This window comes from Alkalibacter saccharofermentans DSM 14828 (assembly GCF_900128885.1).
GTDB classification, from domain to species: Bacteria; Bacillota; Clostridia; order Eubacteriales; family Alkalibacteraceae; genus Alkalibacter; species Alkalibacter saccharofermentans.
On sequence record NZ_FQTU01000007.1, the window covers coordinates 95,260 to 112,217 of the forward strand.

Consider the following 16,958-nt stretch of genomic DNA (forward strand, 5'->3'; position numbering starts at 1 on the left):
GGACTTTAAAGTTACTATAAGTTTTGTGCGAACTGTATCATCACGCCATCAGGATCGGTTATGTAAAAGAACTCGATATTTGGATTGGGCTTAAAAGGTCCGCTGTGTACACCGATACCCTTTGACTTGATTTCATCAATTTTCTTCCCAATATCTGCAACCGAAAATCCCATGGAGATATCCCTGGTGTAAGAAGGGGGATCATTCCTCTGAGCATCAAATATAAGCTCAACCTCTGTTCCACCGTCTCCTAAAAAAGCAATTTCTCTTCCCGGTCCTGCGGGGAATCTTCGGTTTACCGTAAGTCCCACGATGTCGGTGTAAAATTCGATGGATTTTTCCAAATCTGCAACCTTAATAGTCGTCCATAAGAAGCTCATTAATCTTTCCTCCTTTTAATTTCATCTTCAAATATATCGTATATTTCCGGGTTAGTCCTCTTCAATCTGAGTGGCTTCATGTTTTTATCCACAAATGCATGACGGCTTTTTCCAAAGGCATGGAGATGACCCTCCAGGCTAGTCACATTGTATTCCATAGAAATCCTGACGCCGCTGAAAGACTCTATATTGCATGAAATCAGCACAGTATCACCAAACCTGACAGGCGTTTTAAAGTCACACTCAACGCCTAAAACGGGTATCATTACACCAGTTGATTCTAATCGGTCATAGGGCAAAGACAGCTCATCCAACATGTATACCCTGGCTTCTTCAAACCACCTTATGTAATTTGAATGGTGAACTATTCCCATTTGGTCGGTTTCATAGTAGTGGACAGAGCGTTTGTACTGGTGAATATTACTCATTGTGATCTACCTTGTCAGCATCGTAGTCTTCCAAAAAACTATGGCGCTGACCCTTTTTTCGGTATTCTATGACAGTATCCAAGTTTACGTTGTGCATGCTTGTAAATATATTCATGTCCACTCCCGGGGTGTCTCTTTTTAATTTTTTTATAAGTGCTTTCATTTCCTGACGCTTCGAACCGATTCCGTCATCCCCCAGGACGCATTTTTCTGTCAATCTGCAGGCGCATCGTATAAATTCCAGCTCATTGTATCTTTTCCACGCCAATATGTCATCTTCTCGAACCATGTACATGGGCCTGATAAGCTCCATGTCTTCAAAGTTGCTGCTTTTTAGCTTGGGCATCATCGTCTTTATCTCCGCGCTATAGAGCATGCTCATAAGGGTTGTTTCGATGACGTCGTCAAAATGATGGCCCAAGGCGATTTTGTTGCAGCCCAGTTCTTTCGCCTTAGAGTATAGGGCGCCTCTTCTCATCTTTGCGCACAGATAGCAAGGGGACTGCTCTGTTCCTGCCACGATGTCGTAAATGCTGGATTCAAAGACAGTGATAGGAACCTTTAAAAGGTTGGCGTTGCTTTCGATAACTTGACGGTTTCTGTTATTGTATCCGGGATCCATTACCAAAAAAACAAGGTCGAAGCTGAATTTCCCGTGTTTTTGCAACAGCTGCATGGCCTTTGCCATAAGCATAGAGTCCTTGCCCCCGGAAATGCAGACAGCTATTTTGTCACCTTCATTTACCAAGTCGTATCTGATTACAGACTTAATAAACCTGTTCCATATTTCTTTTCTATATTTTTTGATTATGCTTCTTTCTATCAGTTGATGTTTTTCCATGATTACCTCTATTTAAAACTGTCAATGCAGCTTTTAAATTCCTTTTTAAATATTTTCATCTCATCCGATGTGGTCAAATGGCTTAAGCTGATCCTTAGAGCGCTTAGAGCCCTTTTTTTATCCCTGGTAATGGAGTAGACAGAGCGAGATGGGGTGTTAGGTGCGGAGCATGCCGACTTTGCGGACAGATATATCTCTTTTTCGCTTAAATAATCGGCGATGGCCTCTCCCTTTACTCCTTCGACGCTTATGCTGAGAATATTGGGTATGGAGTAGTATGTGGAGTTTATTTTTATGTTTTTAAATTGACTGAAATATTTTTTCAAGTCTCGGTTTAAAAAGAGTATTTTCCTTTGTCGCTCTTCCAGTTTGTCAATACTAGTGACGAGGGCTTGCTCCAGCGAGATTATCAGGGGAGCTGAAGGCGTCCCGCTTCTATATGGAGAAAGGCTAAGACCACCCTTTATTTGGGGCTCCAGTGATATGCTTTTATTTTTTATGAGAGCGCCGCATCCGTTTATGCCGTAGAACTTGTGTGCAGAAAATGTTATCAAATCAGCTGCTTTCAAACGTAGGTGGGCTTTTCCTATTCCCTGTGTTACATCCACGTGAAGGATGCAGTTTGGATATTTTTTTATTTCCCGGGCAATAGCATCAATATCTTGCATTACCCCGGCCTCGCTATCTACAAGGCAGACTGAAACCAAAGAAGTCTCTTCTCTCATAAGTGAGCTCAGGGATTTCAAATCCACTCGGCCATATTCGTCCACATCCACAAAATCAAGGTCATAGCCTCTATTCTTTAAGGACATTATGGGCCCGGTTACAGAGGAATGCTCCAAAAAAGTAGTGATTGCGTGCTTTCCTTTATGTGGATTTTGCTGTGCGTATCCTGTAATTGCCAAGTTGTTTGCTTCGCTGGCACCACTGGTGAATACTATCTCCCGATCTGACAGGTCAAGTAGGTTTAGTATTGTCTTTTCCGCCGTGCGTATCCTCTCAAATGCTATTTTCCCTAGCAGATGAGATGTATTTGGGTTGGCAAAGTATTCATTTGTACTTTTGTTGAAGATTTCGAGCACGTCTGAATCAACAGGAGTAGTCGCTGCATAATCCAAGTATATCAATGTTTTTCACCTCTCATATAAGCCGTAGTTTGCTGTTTCACTATACCAAATAGTTGGGGGAAATGCAATACACGGGTGTACGCAGATTGCTGTTTTCCTTTGAGAGAATAGTATGCGGCACGTGTCTTTATTTAATGAATTTGAATAAATATACATTCATGCAAATCCTATTGACAATGCTAAAACCAAAGAATATAATTATCTTGTGTGAACGTTTACATAAGTTTGCAACTAAAATATTTTTTCTTGGAAAGGGGAAAAATAATGAAAAAGTATCGTAAGTTAATCGTTTTTGCAACTGTGTTGATGCTTCTTTTGGCTACTCTGACAGGATGCGGTACAGACGGGACTGACGATGACGGCAACGGTGGAGATGGCGCTACAAGAATAGGTATAGTGCTTCCTACAAAAGACGAGCCTAGATGGGTTCAAGACGAGACTAGATTCAACGAAGCATTGGCTGATACAGACTATTCGGTAGAAATATTGTTTAGCCAAGGTTCATCAGCAAGCGAAAAGGCAAATGTAGAATCATTGCTGACAAAAGGAATAGATGTGCTGATCATCTGTCCACATGACGGCGATGCGGCAGCAGCGGCAGCAGAAGCGGCAGCGGCAGAGGGTGTAACGGTAATATCATACGACAGGCTCATAACAGGTACAGATGCTGTAGATTACTATGTGACATTTGACTCCATAGCGGTTGGAGCAGCCCAGGGGCAGTATTTGGTTGACAGCGCAGAAGGAGAGGGAAATCCTCTATACCTATATGCCGGAGCATCTTCCGACAACAATGCTTTTTTATTCTTTGAAGGCGCATGGAGCGTATTGCAGCCTAAAATAGCCGACGGAACATTCGTAATTAAAAATTCATCGGAAGCTGTGGCACTTCAAGACAAGGCCGAGCTTACTAGAGACGAAATGGGCAGGATTATCAGCCAGGTAACAACCAACTGGGATTTCAACGAAGCTAAAAATAAAGCAGAATCACATCTTACAGCAGCAGCGGCAGCAGACAAGGGAGATGTTTATATTCTGGCTCCTAACGACGGCACCGCAAGATCTATAGCAGATGTCTTTGCATCTGACAATGATGTGACCAGCTACGTGGTAACAGGACAAGATGCTGAAAAGGCATCGGTACAATATATAATAGACGGAAAACAGTCCATGACCGTATTCAAGGATGTTAGGACTCTTGTCAAAGATTCCATAGAAATGGCGATTTCCGTTCTTGAAGGAAACACTCCTCAAACCACAGGTTCATACAATAACAACGTAACAGATGTTCCTGCCAAGCAGACTGAGGTAATAGTCGTAGATCAGGACAATTTGAAAGCTGCCTTGATAGATTCGGGATATTATGAAGCATCTGAATTTACAGGATTGGAATAAGAAATGATTAAGAATAGTGAAAGTCTGAGGCTTTCACTATTCTGCTATAAACATCCCATGGAATAGAGGTGAGTCACTGACATGGATGGCTTGTCGAATCAAATAGACTACATACTTGAAATGAGAAACATAACCAAGGAATTTCCGGGAGTGAAGGCCTTGGATCAGGTTAATTTTAGCGTTAAAAGAGGTGAGATACACTGCCTGGTAGGAGAAAATGGTGCGGGAAAATCCACGCTGATGAAAGTACTCTCAGGAGTATATCCTTTTGGAGAATACAGCGGCGACATCGTTTTAAACGGAGAAGTTCAAAAATACCAGGGTATTCAAGAAAGCGAAAGATCAGGAATTGCCATAATTTATCAAGAGCTGGCGTTGGTTCCGGAGATGACGGTATACGAAAATATCTACCTAGGCCACGAAATAAAAAAGAAGAACATAATAGACTGGAATGAGACAGTAGTAAGATCTTCTGAAATGCTAAAAAAGGTTAGGCTTAAAATAACCCCGGAAACAAAGGTAAAGGAGCTGGGAGTAGGAAAAAGGCAGTTGGTGGAAATAGCAAAGGCATTCAGCAAGGATGTTAAGCTTTTGATATTGGACGAACCCACGGCAGCGCTAAATGACGACGACTCCAAAAACCTTTTGATGCTTTTAAAAGAGCTGAAATCCGAAGGGATAACCTCAATCATGATATCTCACAAGCTAAAAGAGGTAATTGAAATAGCTGACACCGTGACAGTTTTAAGAGATGGTAAGACCATATGCTCTCTGGATGCCCACAAAGGCGAGGTTACAGAAAGGGTTCTCATTAAAAATATGGTTGGAAGAGCAATCGACGACATATTCCCCAAAAGAGACAAGAAAGAATTTGGAGATAAGATACTTCAAGTAATAGACTGGTCTGCCTATGATTACGCGGCAGGAAAGGACATATTAAAGAACGTGAACATATATGCCAGAAGGGGGGAGGTCGTAGGTATAGCAGGCCTGATGGGAGCAGGGAGAACGGAGCTTGCCTACAGCATATTCGGAAACCCCAGAGGATATAAAACTGAAGGAAGCATTTTAGTGGGGGGAGATAACAAGAGATTTCACCATCCAAGCGATGCGATTAAAGCTGGTATAGCATATGTTACAGAGGACAGAAAAGGAGAAGGGCTGATACTTATACAAGACGTTAAGAAAAATATATCACTGGCAAATTTAAGGACGCTTGCGGATAAAGGAGTCATTAACGATAACGAAGAAATTAACGTTGCCACCAGATATAAAGATTCTTTGACCATCAAGACACCCAGTATCGAACAGCTTGTTAACAATTTAAGCGGAGGGAATCAGCAGAAGGTTTCATTGGGGAAATGGCTTTTTACCCAGCCCAAAATTCTCATTTTAGATGAACCCACAAGAGGAATAGACGTGGGCGCTAAGTTTGAGATTTACACGATCATAAACAAGCTGGTAGAAGAGGGAATGTGCATTATAATGATTTCTTCGGAGCTTCCCGAAATATTGGGCATGAGCGACAGGATTTATGTAATGGCTGAAGGAAGGATTACAGGTGAGCTTCCCGTTGAGAAAGCCAGCCAGGACGAAATAATGGAAATGGCCACAGTCTGAAAGGTCTGAAGATGGGAGGATGAATATGAGCTTTTTTAGTGAATTGAGCAAACTTCTTAAGAAAAATATACGCGACTATGGCATGTTTATAGCATTGTTTATAATCATGTCGGTCTTTTCCCTATTGACAGACGGCGTGTTCATATCCCCAAGAAACATAAGCAATCTGATTAACGCTACCGGCTATATAGCTGTTTTGGCAGTAGGAATGACATTGGTCATCGTTATCAGACACATCGACCTTTCAGTTGGGTTTCTGGCGGGTTTTTTGGGAGCTGTAGCTGCCATACTTCTGACAAGCTACGGATTGCCGGTTGTTGTCGTGATTCCGGTGATGCTTATGATGGGGGCTGTTGTGGGGTTTTTCAACGGGGTGCTGGTAGCCCGTCTAGGCATACCTGCTTTCGTGGTGTCTCTAGCAGGCATGATGATTTTCAGGGGAGCGCTTTTGCAGGCGACATCTAAGACCGGAACTATTATCGTGCCAAACCCAGCCTTTAATGCCATAGGCAATGGATTCATACCTGATTTTGAACTGGTCGACGGCCTTCACACTGTGACATTGCTCGTGGGTCTTTTGGGGATACTCTTCTACATTAATAGTGAGATAAAGTCTAGAAGAAAAAAGCAGCACTATGAATTTGAAGTGATACCAGTATCCATATTTTATGCAAAGCTGCTGTTTGTTTCGGCATTGATCGGCTATATAACCTGGACCTTGGCAAGCTACAATGGCCTTTCCTGGACGGTAGTCGTTATGCTGGTGGTAACAGGGATATATCATTTTATGACAAAAAACACCGTGTTGGGAAGGCATATATACGCAGTGGGAGGAAATCCCGAAGCTGCTGCACTTAGCGGCATTGATGTCAAAAAAATAACTTATTTTGTTTTTTCTTCCATGAGCATGCTGGCAGCCTTGTCGGGAATATTATATACATCAAGGCTTCAGTCCGCTACTACGACCGCCGGAACTCTATTTGAGCTTGATGCCATTGCTGCCGCTTATGTAGGTGGCGTATCGGCGGCTGGTGGGGTAGGAAAGGTAACAGGCTCCATAATAGGAGCATTGGTAATGGCTTCGTTGACCAGCGGAATGAATCTGATGGGGGTTGGAATATCTTATCAGTACATGATCAGAGGCGCGATATTGATCATCGCGGTGGTATTCGATGTGTTGACTAGAAATAAAAAGTAGGTTGCAAGGTCCGGTTCTCATGCCGGACCAATTTTCCTACGATATCAGCCACTCGCCTAGTATTTTACTTCCTCTAAAAACAATCCATGGGGAGGCACCGTATATCCGGCCTTTTCCCGAGTCTTTGTCTTAAATACTTCTTCTATGGAAGAGACTTTTCTCTTTTTTGTGCCTATTTCTAAAATCGTGCCCATTATTATCCTTATCGTGTTGTATAAAAATCCATCACCTTTGAATACAAATTTGATTCGCGGTCCGTCCTTTTCCATAGTGAGTGAATTGATTGTCCGCACAGTGATTTTCTTGCTTTTTCTTAGGGATGAAAAGCCTAAGAAGTCGTGAGTTCCTTCAAACAGGGGAAGGGCCTTGCGAATAGCCTCGATATCCAGTGCTTCCGGAACGTGCAAGCTGAATTTTCTGTCGAATACGGAATTAACCTGATTGTTGTAAATGTAATAGACGTAGGTTTTTTCCTTGGCATCGTGTCTGCTGTGGAAGTTTTCTTTTTCAAAGGCAACTTCCTTTACTGCGATATCCTGGGGAAGGTAAGCATTGAAATAATCTTTGATCTCATTTTCCTTCATGTCGGTGTCTATAATAAAGTTAGCCACCTGGCCTCTCGCGTGAACGCCTGAATCGGTTCTGCCCGAGCCGATTATCCCGGTTTTATTTCCGGTCATCTTAAGGACTATGTCCTCCAGCTTTCCCTGGATTGTATCGTTTGAGTCGAGCCTTTGCCAGCCCTTGTAGCGGCCTCCGTCGTATTCTAAAACAATTTTTACATTTCTTTTCATTAAATTTACCTTATCTTTCTTAGATTTCTTCTACTCCATTCTAATACAAATATGATACAATGTAAATTTATAATAGTATCGGAGTAAACCGATAAAAAAAAGGAAGAGTAAAATATAATGAATGATTTTTTGCCCGTATCACGGGAAGACATGCAAAAACGTGGCTGGGAACAGCTGGATTTTATAATTGTTTCAGGGGATGCCTATGTGGATCACCCTTCATTTGGAACAGCCGTCATAGGCAGGGTGCTTGAAAGCCGTGGCTTTAAGGTAGGCATCATACCTCAGCCGGATTGGAAGAATAAGGACTCCTACAAAAAACTAGGAAAGCCCAAGCTGGCCTTTCTAGTTACATCAGGGAACATCGATTCTATGGTGAACCACTATACCACGGCTAAAAAGACCAGAAAAGACGACCTTTATTCACCGGGTGGAAAATCCGGTTTCAGGCCGGACCGGGCGACCATGGTGTATTCGAGAAAATTAAAGGAGCTCTATAGCGATGTCCCTATAATATTGGGAGGCATTGAGGCAAGCTTAAGGCGCTTTGCCCATTTCGACTACTGGAGCTCAAAAGTCAGAAGATCCATACTCCTAGATGCCAAGGCGGATATCATAGTCTACGGGATGGGAGAAAGGCAGATTATAGAAATTGCAGAGGCTTTGGACAGCGGGCTTCCCATAGGCGAGATTACCTTCATAAAGGGAACGGTCTACAAGACTAAGGACAAGCAGAGACCTTACGAGCCTTTATGGCTGCCTCATTATGATGAGATAATAGCTTCTAAGAAAAAATATGCACAGAGCTTCATGATCCAGTACACAAACATGGATTCCATTAACGGAAAGCCCTTGGTAGAACCATACAACAACTATTGGGTAGTTCAAAATCCCCCCTCAGATTCCATGAGCAATATCGAGCTGGATGATGTCTATGCCCTTCCATATACAAGAAGCTACCACCCCATGTACGAAAAAGCCGGTGGAATACCTGCAATAAAGGAAGTAAAGCATAGCATAATAAGCAACAGGGGGTGTTTTGGCAGCTGCAACTTCTGCGCCCTTACATTCCATCAGGGAAGAAAGGTTCAGTCTAGAAGCCATGCTTCAATCATTAGGGAAACTGAGGAAATCACAAAAGATCCTGAATTTAAAGGTTATATCCACGATGTTGGGGGCCCTACGGCGAACTTCAGGCACAGTGCATGTAAAAAGCAGGAAAAGCACGGAGTATGCCCTGACAAGCAGTGCATGTTTCCCGAGCCTTGCAGCCAGCTGATTGTAGAGCACCGGGATTACCTTGAGCTTTTAAGAAAGATGAGAAACATGCCGGGAATAAAAAAAGTGTTTATAAGGTCAGGATTGCGGTATGATTATCTTATATACGATAAGGACGATACATTCTTTAAGGAATTATGCGAGCACCATATCAGTGGCCAGCTAAAGATCGCTCCGGAGCACGTTTCACCCAAGGTATTGGAAAAGATGGGCAAGCCGGGAAGAAAGGTATACGACAGATTCGTAAATAAATACCACAAGATCAACAGAGATCTTGGGAAAAATCAATTTTTAGTTCCCTATCTTATGTCGAGCCACCCAGGGTCCACTTTGAAGGAAGCTGTGGAGCTTGCCGAATATTTAAGGGATATAGGTTATACCCCGGAACAGGTCCAGGATTTTTATCCAACCCCTGGGACGATGTCTACCTGTATGTTCTATACCGGGATCGATCCGAGAAATATGTCGGAAGTTTACATACCATCAGATCCCCACGAAAAGGCTATGCAAAGGGCACTGATACAATATAAAAAGCCCCAAAACTACAGGCTGGTTAAAGAAGCTCTTTTAAAAGCCGGAAGGAACGACTTGATAGGATTTGGCAAAAACTGCCTTATAAAGCCGGAGGGAGACCAAAAAGGCGGCAAAAAGGCTTACGGGGATCAGCGCAAAAAAAGGCAAACCGGAAAGAAAAAGACAAACAAAAGAAGATAACAGGAGGGATGTCCATGAAAAACGTACCCAATATTTTGACGATCATAAGAATGGTATTGATACCTGTTTTTGTATATGTATTTTTTTCCGATATGGAAAATTTCAGATACTGGGCTTTGGCCGTCTATGCTTTGGCATCATTTACTGACCTGGTTGACGGCTATATCGCAAGAAAGTTTGATGTAGTGACAGATATAGGAAAGGTACTAGATCCGCTGGCAGACAAGCTTATGCTTCTTACTGTATTGGTATGTCTGTTTATAGCCGGTGACGTACCGAATATTATTTTGGCCATAGTCCTATTTAAGGAAGGATTTATGATAACCCTCGGGCTGATATTGTACCATAAGAAGGATAGGATCGTAGTACCTGCAAACTATTATGGAAAAAGCGCCACAGTCCTTTTTACCGTATCAATAGTGCTGGTGTTTTTATTCCCGGGCAATGCAAACGTAATGTATCTGATGTACATCTCAATTGCACTGAAATTTATCGCTCTTTTCAAGTATTACTTCACTTACCAGGCTGAAAAGAAAAAAAGAGGGTTCTAGAAAGGAAGTCAAAGGATGGGGTTTTACGAAGAAATCGCAAAGCATTACGATGATATATTTCCTGCCGGTAAGGTGCAGGAAGAGCTTTTGCTGCAAATGGCAGGAGAGCCTGAAGCAGATGTGCTTGATATAGCCTGCGGAACCGGAGGATATTCCATATCCCTTGCCAGGGCAGGGCACAATGTAACTGCAGTGGATCTGGACGAAAAGATGATAGATGCACTAAAGGACAAGGTTAAAGGTCAAAAACTTAATATAAGAGCTCACAAAATGAACATGATGGATATATCCGCCCTTAAGACATCATTTGATTTGGCATACTGCATCGGAAACAGTCTGGTCCATCTTGACAGCGTACAACAAGTGACTGGCTTTCTAAAAGAAGCAAAGAAGGTTCTTAAAAAAGGGAAGCTTGTCATACAGATAATAAACTACGACAGGATACTTAAACAGGACATTAAGTCTCTGCCCACGATAGAAAATAAAGAGGCTGGACTTACTTTTGAAAGATTATATAGATTTGATAAAGTAGAGAACAAGGTTTACTTCAAGACAATCTTAAATGTAGATGAAAATACCTACGACAACGAGATACCCCTGCTGCCTCTTACTTCAGACGAATTGGAGTCATCTCTTAAAGAGGCGGGCTTTGAAGATGTCGTCATGTACGGAGACTTTAAAAAAAGCCCCTACGACAAAGACGAATCCTACGCCCTTGTAGCAGTGGCTAAGTAAGTCACAAGTTACTCTACTCTTTCAAGCTCGCTGCCCAGCGCATAAAGCTTGGTGGAGTATTTTTCTGCAAACTCCCTGTCATGGGTTATTACTATTACGCCTGTTCCTTTTTTTGCAATTTCTCTTAAGATTTCGCCTACGCTGTCTCTTAGCTTGGAATCTAGAGCTGATGTAGGCTCGTCGAAGCAAAGATACTCTGGATCCATGGCAAGGGCCCTGGCAATTGCCACCCGCTGCTTCTGCCCTCCGGAGAGCTGGAAGGGGTAGCTGCCCTCAAGACCTGTAAGCCCAAGGGATTCCATGAGCTCAAGAGCTTTTTTCTTTGCATCTTCCTTATTCATGCCCTTTGCCTTGATCAGAGGAAAGGTTATGTTTTCCAGTGAACTAAGGTGAGGGAACAAATTGAAGCTCTGAAACACGAGTCCCACGGGATGTTCCTTTTCCGATCTTCTCTCCGATATGTCTATAGTACCAGAATCGTAGGTTTCCAATGAGGAAAGACATCTGATAAGAGTGGTTTTTCCCACGCCTGAAGGTCCGGTAATTATGGCTATATCGCCTTTTTCCACTTCGAAGCTTATTTGATCCAAAACCTTTTTGTCTCCAAAGCTTTTTGAAAGCTTGTTTACTCTTAGCATATCCTCACCTACCTGTAATATTCAAATTTAGTTTCAGCTTTTTTAAGTCCGAAGGTAACTACCGAAACAAGCACCAAATAAATGGCTCCTGCCAAAAAAAGCGGTATCAATGAAGCTTGCTGGTTAGTCAGCGTCCGTGATGCTCTTAGGACATCCCCAAGCCCAAGTATATATGCTAAAGAGGTATCTTTCACCAAGGTTATCAGTTCATTTCCTCCGGGAGGAAGAACGCGTTTTACTACCTGGGGAAGTATGATTCCGAAAAATGTCTGTATTTTCGACAGGCCCAGCACGGTTGATGCTTCGTATTGGCCTTGGTCTATGGAGAGAATCCCGCCTCTGAATATTTCGGCAAAATATGCAGCGTAATTAAGGATAAAGGCAATCAAAGCAGCCGACTCCCTGTTAATCACGATTCCTATGATAGGAAGACCAAAGAAAATAAAAATAAGCTGAAGCAAAAGGGGGGTCCCTCTCATCAGCAATATATATAGTTGCATCATTCTCTGCAAAGGCGTGTATTTTGAAAGCCTGAGGATGCAGACGAGCATCCCCAGAGGTATAGAGCCAAGTGCAGTTAGGAAAAACAGCCACAGGGTCGTTCTAAGACCCTGTAACATAAGTGGTGCCATGCTCAATAAATAATCCATATATTCACCCGGTTACTTCACTATGTTTTCGCCGAACCATTTTTCTGAAATAGCTTCAGCTGATCCGTCTGATTTCATTTCGTCCAAAATATCGTTTAACTTACCAAGAAGAATCTCATCAGATTTTCTTACTCCCACGCCATATTCTTCGTCACCGAAATCTTCATCAAGGACTTTGTATTTTTCTTCGCCTCTTTCAGATATGTAGTACCTAGCCAGGATTTCATCAGCGACTACTGCATGCACTCTTCCTGCTTCCAGGTCCATGAAAGCATCGTTGTAGGTATCGAAGAGTATAGGCTCGCCACCGTCAAAGGTTTCTGCCGCGCCTTCTGCTTGAATGGCTGCCAAAGCACTTGAAGCGTTTTGAGCTGCAACGATTCTTCCTTCAAGATCGGCTTTCATATCGATATCTGAACCGCTTAAGACTACGATGACCTGTCTGTTGTCAAGATATGGCTTTGTAAAGTTGACCTTTTCTTTTCTTTCATCTGTAATTGTATATCCGTTCCAGATAAGGTCTATGTTTTTTGTATTAAGCTCGGTTTCCTTAAGATTCCAGTCTATTGGCTGAAATTCAGGCTCAAGGCCCATCCTGCCGATAGCCTCTTTGGCAAGGTCTATGTCGAAACCGATTATTTCTCCGCTTCCATCTTTGAATCCCATGGGAACAAATGTATCGTCGAAACCGACTATTACAGTTCCTCTGTCCTCAAGGTCTTTCCAGGTGTCTTCTGAACTGTCTGTGCTGGTGCATCCAAATAATAATGAAACGGATAAAACCAGCAGCATCACTGCTGTTAATGATTTTTTCATGAGTTTCCCTCCTCCTGTTTTATAAATGCATTTTAATTTTTATACGGTCCAATGTCAAGCTAATAAGCTTCAATTTCAATATATGTCCGCTAAAACTGTATTTATCGTTAAAAATAGAGTAGAATATAAGTAGCAAACACAAGGGAAGGTAATAGATGATAGGACTTATAAAGCATCATAAAATACTAACGGTACTGATAATAGCCCTTTTATTGCTGGCAGTGATGTGGCTGGCTGGTACTGACAGGATGGAAATAGCAGACATGCTCAGCTATGAAGCAGAATCGCCTTTTATGGCTTCCGGCATAATCATACTTTGGTATCTAGCTAAAACGGTACTTGTCTTTATACCGATGAAAGGCTTGTTCATAGCCACCGGGCTGATACTGCCTTTCCACTTGGCGATATTGACCACCTTTACAGGGCTGTATCTCCATCTAAGTGTCGGTTATCTTTTAGGTAGAAGGTTTGGCAAGGACAGAGTCGAAAAGATGATAGAAGGAAGCAAGAAGGCTCATGATATCATGGAATACGGCGAAAAAAACGGCCTGGTAATATGTGCGGCATCGCGAAACATACCAGGACCTCCAGTTGACATAGTCAACATGTTTTTCGGTGCGGCAGGGGTGCCGTATCCGATTTATATCACAGGAAGCCTGTTGGGGTTTGCTCCGGGGGTATTTCTTTTTACCTTGATGGGCGAATCCGCAGATGATCCCACCTCCCCTGCATTTATATTGCCGGTTATTATAGCTTTGGGAATATCATTTGCAGTGGCAAGAGGATATAAAAAATTCAGCAGAAAAAATGAAGAGGAGAAAATATAATGGATATAGGAAAGATACAGGAGCTGACGATACTTAGAAAGACAAGCATAGGAGTTTACCTAAACGAATTTGAAGGGGCGCTGGATGATGATGTGCTGTTGCCTAAAAGCCAAGTGCCGGAAGATGCACAGCCTGGGGACAAGATAAAAGTCTTTATCTACAGGGACTCTAAAGACAGGCTCATAGCGACTGTCAGGACACCTAAGATCTTATTTGGCGACATAAAAAAGCTCAGGGTGGTAGAAGCGACAAACATCGGTGCTTTTTTGGACTGGGGCCTTGAGAAGGACCTTCTTTTGCCGTTCAAAGAGCAGATAGGAAAGGTAAGGACGGGGGATGACTGTCTTGTGTCTTTGTATGTGGATAAAAGCGACAGGCTATGCGCAACGATGAAGGTCCACAAGATGTTAAGCGATAAATCTCCCTTTAACGAAAATGACCAGGTCAGCGGAACTGTCTATGCCCACAACAGAGAAATGGGCGTATTTGTAGCTGTGGAAAACAAGTATCACGGCATGATACCCCTTAACGAGATGTTCGGCATTTTTGATATAGGGGACGTGATAGAAGCAAGGGTAGTTAAAATCAGACCTGATGGGAAGCTGAACCTCAGTATCAGAAAGCAAGCTCACGACGAAATTGACGATGATGCTGAAAAGATAATGAGAAGCCTTGTCAAGCGAAACGGATTTTTGCCATATAACGACAAGAGCCAGGCGAGCGCCATAAAAGCAGAATTTGACATGAGCAAAAGCGCATTTAAAAGAGCGGTGGGAAGACTGTTGAAAAACAAAAAAATAGAAATAAACGATAAAGGAATCAAGATGCTGTAAATACGAGCTGAATATTACGACTTTTACTATCTACTACCAACAAAGAGGTATTCATTATGAATTATAAAAGCTATAAAAACTACAGACTTGGAATGCGAAACGTAAAAACGGCCATAGCCGTGCTTATATGCCTTTTGCTTGGAGAGCTGTTAAATATGGACAGCCCCTTCTACGTCGTCATCGCCGCAATGATCTCGATGGAGAGTTCTGTAATGAACTCATTTGACGTCGGCAAAAACAGGGTGATGGGCACGGTTCTTGGAGCCCTTTTAGGAATGGGCTTTGCCTATATAGATCCAGGCAATCTGATCCTCACGAGCATAGGGATAACAATAATAATATACATCTGCAACCTTTTCAAATGGAATAAGTCCATTGTCATAGCAGGCGTGGTGTTTTTGTCTATCATGCTTGAAATGGCGGAAGGCAGCATACTGGCAAACAGCTTAAACAGGATAGCAGATACCATCTTGGGGCTGGGAGTCGGGCTCGCAGTAAACTATCTTATATTTCCCTACGATTTTGAAAAGACTATTAAGACACAAGCAGATGCATTGGTGGAGATAATAAAACAAGATGTCAACGATGCCTTTTGCACAAATGAGAAGGTCGATCTGGAAAAATTCAGGGAGGCTCTTAACAGCCTATCTGACGAAATAAATGATTATAGAGCTGAATTTGCCATGAAGAAGAAAAACGCAAGAAGCCTGGCAGAAAAGCGTAAGCTGCTGGAAAGATTCGATTCAATATACACCCATCTGAAGGTGATGGACAAGATATCAAAACGACCGGTATTAAGCGATGAAAACCTGCAGCAACTGGAAGATTTGCATTTTGAAGGTGCAGATACGTATCAACACGAAAGTAAAGCATTTAAAAACGTATACAATTATCATGCGGAAGCTTTGCTTGAAAAGATGAAAGAACTGGGCATAGACGGAGCCTGCGATAAATAACCGATTATATCTTACAACTTATAGCAGGTCTTTAACCAATCGTTTATCAATAGTTAAACCGGGTAAATAATAAGTGACGGAAATGTTGGGAAAGCCTCTTGTATTTAAAAGGAGGGATAGTGGAAAAATATGAATTATTATTTGGAACTCTGTCTGATTATAAGCATCATGAAATATGTTGTATCCAAGGTTGCGAAACGCTTTGAATTTTCATACTAAAACGCTTGCTGCGACAAATTTATGATGAGTTGACTCAATTAAAATGGGAATATTATGTCTTTGCATGGGACGTAGCGGGTCCTGTGGCAATTACATGAAATTTCATGAAAGTTGAGTAGTGGTTGTTTGCCCCCGCCCCTGGAGCTGATATAGCTCCGGGGGCTTTGTGCATATTGGGGAGTCAGAAGCATGCACAGTTTTGCCTGCAGCTTTCCATTTGTTTATTTTATAACTTTAAATTTTGTGTCTAACAACGTGTTTTCAGGGTATAAAAATTTAATAACAACAACTGAAAGTGGTGATATCTTGAAAATAAGTGGCGTGTTTGATCTTTATATGCAAAGAACCGAGTTTTTCACCAAGTTGTTTATCGAACATATATACCTTACATCGGTCGCCGTATTGATAATAACAGTTGTAGGCCTCTCTACAGGAATACTGATGACTTCAAATAAAAGGCTGGCGTCGGTGGTGCTTACCCTGACAGGCTTTTTATATACGATTCCATCCATTGCATTGTTCGGATTTTTGGTAGCTGTTACAGGCATAGGAAACACCAGCGCCATAATAGCGTTGTCCCTATACGGAGTCTTGCCGATTATCAGAAACACTTACGTGGGGATAACGGAGGTAGATCCTGAGATAATCGAATCCGCAACGGCAATGGGAAGCACGCCTTTGCAGCTGCTAGTAAGCATTCAGCTCCCTTTGGCTTCCCCTGTTATAATAGCAGGATTCAGAACCATGGTGATCATGACCATAGCCCTTGGAGGAATAGCCTCGTTTATAGGGGCCGGTGGCCTGGGAGTAGCTATCTGGAGGGGAATAACCACGAACTTTCCCGAAATGACCGTGGCAGGGAGTCTCTTGGTAGCTCTGTTTGCAATAATCTCGGACGTAGTGCTGGGATTTGTAGAAAAAGGATTTAGCATTAAAGTGTTGGGAAAATAATAGGGGG

The 16,958-nt window shown here is 42.4% G+C and carries 18 protein-coding genes; 10 read left to right on the forward strand and 8 right to left on the reverse strand.

The features are described 5' to 3' along the window. Positions 1-14 precede the first annotated feature (14 nt). From BUB93_RS06325 to BUB93_RS06340, 4 genes are read right to left on the reverse strand one after another with little or no spacing between them, the layout of a single operon-like run. Entirely contained in the window at positions 15-380 is a 366-nt protein-coding gene (locus BUB93_RS06325; protein ID WP_073270258.1) for a VOC family protein, read from the reverse strand. Next, positions 380-808 carry an acyl-CoA thioesterase gene (locus BUB93_RS06330; protein ID WP_073270260.1) on the reverse strand — a complete coding sequence of 143 codons (429 nt, stop codon included), beginning with the start codon at positions 806-808 and terminating at the stop codon, positions 380-382. The genes BUB93_RS06325 and BUB93_RS06330 overlap by 1 nt, the downstream gene beginning before the upstream one ends. Then, on the reverse strand, positions 801-1,649 hold the full coding sequence (locus tag BUB93_RS06335; protein ID WP_073270262.1) for a tRNA 2-thiocytidine biosynthesis TtcA family protein: 849 nt from the start codon (positions 1,647-1,649) through the stop codon (positions 801-803). Before BUB93_RS06335 ends, BUB93_RS06330 begins: the two co-directional genes overlap by 8 nt. 8 nt (positions 1,650-1,657) lie before the next feature. Further along, positions 1,658-2,776 (reverse strand): cysteine desulfurase family protein, encoded by a 1,119-nt coding sequence (locus BUB93_RS06340; protein WP_073270265.1) that lies wholly within the window; start codon positions 2,774-2,776, stop codon positions 1,658-1,660. Between the two features lie 264 nt (positions 2,777-3,040). Between BUB93_RS06340 and BUB93_RS06345 the strand changes: the two genes are divergently transcribed. The 3 genes from BUB93_RS06345 (at position 3,041) to BUB93_RS06355 (ending at position 6,989) form a co-directional block, all read left to right on the forward strand. Further along, positions 3,041-4,171 carry a sugar ABC transporter substrate-binding protein gene (locus tag BUB93_RS06345; protein ID WP_073270266.1) on the forward strand — a complete coding sequence of 377 codons (1,131 nt, stop codon included), beginning with the start codon at positions 3,041-3,043 and terminating at the stop codon, positions 4,169-4,171. Between the two features lie 81 nt (positions 4,172-4,252). Then, positions 4,253-5,791, forward strand: a complete 1,539-nt coding sequence (locus BUB93_RS06350; protein WP_073270269.1) for a sugar ABC transporter ATP-binding protein — start codon at positions 4,253-4,255, stop codon at positions 5,789-5,791. Between the two features lie 25 nt (positions 5,792-5,816). Next, positions 5,817-6,989: a sugar ABC transporter permease gene (locus tag BUB93_RS06355; protein ID WP_073270271.1), complete on the forward strand. Its 1,173-nt coding sequence runs from the start codon at positions 5,817-5,819 to the stop codon at positions 6,987-6,989. Between the two features lie 56 nt (positions 6,990-7,045). On the opposite strand, the gene truA is transcribed toward BUB93_RS06355, so the two are convergent. Beyond that, positions 7,046-7,783, reverse strand: coding sequence for a tRNA pseudouridine(38-40) synthase TruA (truA, locus tag BUB93_RS06360; protein ID WP_073270273.1), 738 nt, complete (start codon positions 7,781-7,783; stop codon positions 7,046-7,048). A 117-nt stretch (positions 7,784-7,900) separates the two neighbouring features. Here truA and BUB93_RS06365 point away from each other — a divergent pair, with 117 nt between their 5' ends. From BUB93_RS06365 to BUB93_RS06375, 3 genes are read left to right on the forward strand one after another with little or no spacing between them, the layout of a single operon-like run. Further along, positions 7,901-9,775, forward strand: a complete 1,875-nt coding sequence (locus BUB93_RS06365) for a YgiQ family radical SAM protein (RefSeq protein ID WP_073270275.1) — start codon at positions 7,901-7,903, stop codon at positions 9,773-9,775. 14 nt (positions 9,776-9,789) lie between these two features. Then, positions 9,790-10,326, forward strand: coding sequence for a CDP-diacylglycerol--glycerol-3-phosphate 3-phosphatidyltransferase (pgsA, locus tag BUB93_RS06370; protein WP_073270277.1), 537 nt, complete (start codon positions 9,790-9,792; stop codon positions 10,324-10,326). A 15-nt stretch (positions 10,327-10,341) separates the two neighbouring features. Further along, complete coding sequence (locus BUB93_RS06375) at positions 10,342-11,061, forward strand: class I SAM-dependent methyltransferase (RefSeq protein ID WP_073270280.1); 720 nt, start codon at positions 10,342-10,344, stop codon at positions 11,059-11,061. An 8-nt stretch (positions 11,062-11,069) separates the two neighbouring features. On the opposite strand, the gene BUB93_RS06380 is transcribed toward BUB93_RS06375, so the two are convergent. From BUB93_RS06380 to BUB93_RS06390, 3 genes are read right to left on the reverse strand one after another with little or no spacing between them, the layout of a single operon-like run. Further along, positions 11,070-11,699: an amino acid ABC transporter ATP-binding protein gene (locus BUB93_RS06380; RefSeq protein WP_073270282.1), complete on the reverse strand. Its 630-nt coding sequence runs from the start codon at positions 11,697-11,699 to the stop codon at positions 11,070-11,072. A gap of 8 nt (positions 11,700-11,707) precedes the next feature. Continuing rightward, complete coding sequence (locus BUB93_RS06385; RefSeq protein WP_073270283.1) at positions 11,708-12,349, reverse strand: amino acid ABC transporter permease; 642 nt, start codon at positions 12,347-12,349, stop codon at positions 11,708-11,710. A 12-nt stretch (positions 12,350-12,361) separates the two neighbouring features. Further along, positions 12,362-13,165 carry an amino acid ABC transporter substrate-binding protein gene (locus tag BUB93_RS06390; protein ID WP_073270286.1) on the reverse strand — a complete coding sequence of 268 codons (804 nt, stop codon included), beginning with the start codon at positions 13,163-13,165 and terminating at the stop codon, positions 12,362-12,364. A 155-nt stretch (positions 13,166-13,320) separates the two neighbouring features. On the opposite strand from BUB93_RS06390, the gene BUB93_RS06395 reads away from it, so the two are divergent. From BUB93_RS06395 to BUB93_RS11430, 4 genes are all read left to right on the forward strand, one after another. Next, positions 13,321-13,992 (forward strand): TVP38/TMEM64 family protein, encoded by a 672-nt coding sequence (locus tag BUB93_RS06395; RefSeq protein WP_073270289.1) that lies wholly within the window; start codon positions 13,321-13,323, stop codon positions 13,990-13,992. Then, positions 13,989-14,825 carry a CvfB family protein gene (locus BUB93_RS06400; RefSeq protein ID WP_073270291.1) on the forward strand — a complete coding sequence of 279 codons (837 nt, stop codon included), beginning with the start codon at positions 13,989-13,991 and terminating at the stop codon, positions 14,823-14,825. Before BUB93_RS06395 ends, BUB93_RS06400 begins: the two co-directional genes overlap by 4 nt. Positions 14,826-14,881: 56 nt before the next feature. Further along, positions 14,882-15,781 (forward strand): FUSC family protein, encoded by a 900-nt coding sequence (locus tag BUB93_RS06405; RefSeq protein WP_073270292.1) that lies wholly within the window; start codon positions 14,882-14,884, stop codon positions 15,779-15,781. Between the two features lie 525 nt (positions 15,782-16,306). Further along, on the forward strand, positions 16,307-16,951 hold the full coding sequence (locus BUB93_RS11430) for an ABC transporter permease (RefSeq protein ID WP_341465278.1): 645 nt from the start codon (positions 16,307-16,309) through the stop codon (positions 16,949-16,951). The last annotated feature ends 7 nt before the right edge of the window (positions 16,952-16,958 follow it).

What these genes read in the sequence shown, in the direction of transcription:
- BUB93_RS06375 (WP_073270280.1), top strand. Translation starts at nt 10,342, where the DNA reads ATGGGGTTTTACGAAGAAATCGCAAAGCATTACGATGATATATTTCCT.
- pgsA (WP_073270277.1), top strand. Translation starts at nt 9,790, where the DNA reads ATGAAAAACGTACCCAATATTTTGACGATCATAAGAATGGTATTGATA.
- BUB93_RS06365 (WP_073270275.1), top strand. Translation starts at nt 7,901, where the DNA reads ATGAATGATTTTTTGCCCGTATCACGGGAAGACATGCAAAAACGTGGC.
- BUB93_RS06385 (WP_073270283.1), bottom strand. Translation starts at nt 12,349, where the DNA reads ATGGATTATTTATTGAGCATGGCACCACTTATGTTACAGGGTCTTAGA.
- BUB93_RS06345 (WP_073270266.1), top strand. Translation starts at nt 3,041, where the DNA reads ATGAAAAAGTATCGTAAGTTAATCGTTTTTGCAACTGTGTTGATGCTT.
- truA (WP_073270273.1), bottom strand. Translation starts at nt 7,783, where the DNA reads ATGAAAAGAAATGTAAAAATTGTTTTAGAATACGACGGAGGCCGCTAC.
- BUB93_RS06395 (WP_073270289.1), top strand. Translation starts at nt 13,321, where the DNA reads ATGATAGGACTTATAAAGCATCATAAAATACTAACGGTACTGATAATA.
- BUB93_RS06390 (WP_073270286.1), bottom strand. Translation starts at nt 13,165, where the DNA reads ATGAAAAAATCATTAACAGCAGTGATGCTGCTGGTTTTATCCGTTTCA.
- BUB93_RS06325 (WP_073270258.1), bottom strand. Translation starts at nt 380, where the DNA reads ATGAGCTTCTTATGGACGACTATTAAGGTTGCAGATTTGGAAAAATCC.
- BUB93_RS06335 (WP_073270262.1), bottom strand. Translation starts at nt 1,649, where the DNA reads ATGGAAAAACATCAACTGATAGAAAGAAGCATAATCAAAAAATATAGA.
- BUB93_RS06355 (WP_073270271.1), top strand. Translation starts at nt 5,817, where the DNA reads ATGAGCTTTTTTAGTGAATTGAGCAAACTTCTTAAGAAAAATATACGC.
- BUB93_RS06405 (WP_073270292.1), top strand. Translation starts at nt 14,882, where the DNA reads ATGAATTATAAAAGCTATAAAAACTACAGACTTGGAATGCGAAACGTA.
- BUB93_RS06330 (WP_073270260.1), bottom strand. Translation starts at nt 808, where the DNA reads ATGAGTAATATTCACCAGTACAAACGCTCTGTCCACTACTATGAAACC.
- BUB93_RS06380 (WP_073270282.1), bottom strand. Translation starts at nt 11,699, where the DNA reads ATGCTAAGAGTAAACAAGCTTTCAAAAAGCTTTGGAGACAAAAAGGTT.
- BUB93_RS06350 (WP_073270269.1), top strand. Translation starts at nt 4,253, where the DNA reads ATGGATGGCTTGTCGAATCAAATAGACTACATACTTGAAATGAGAAAC.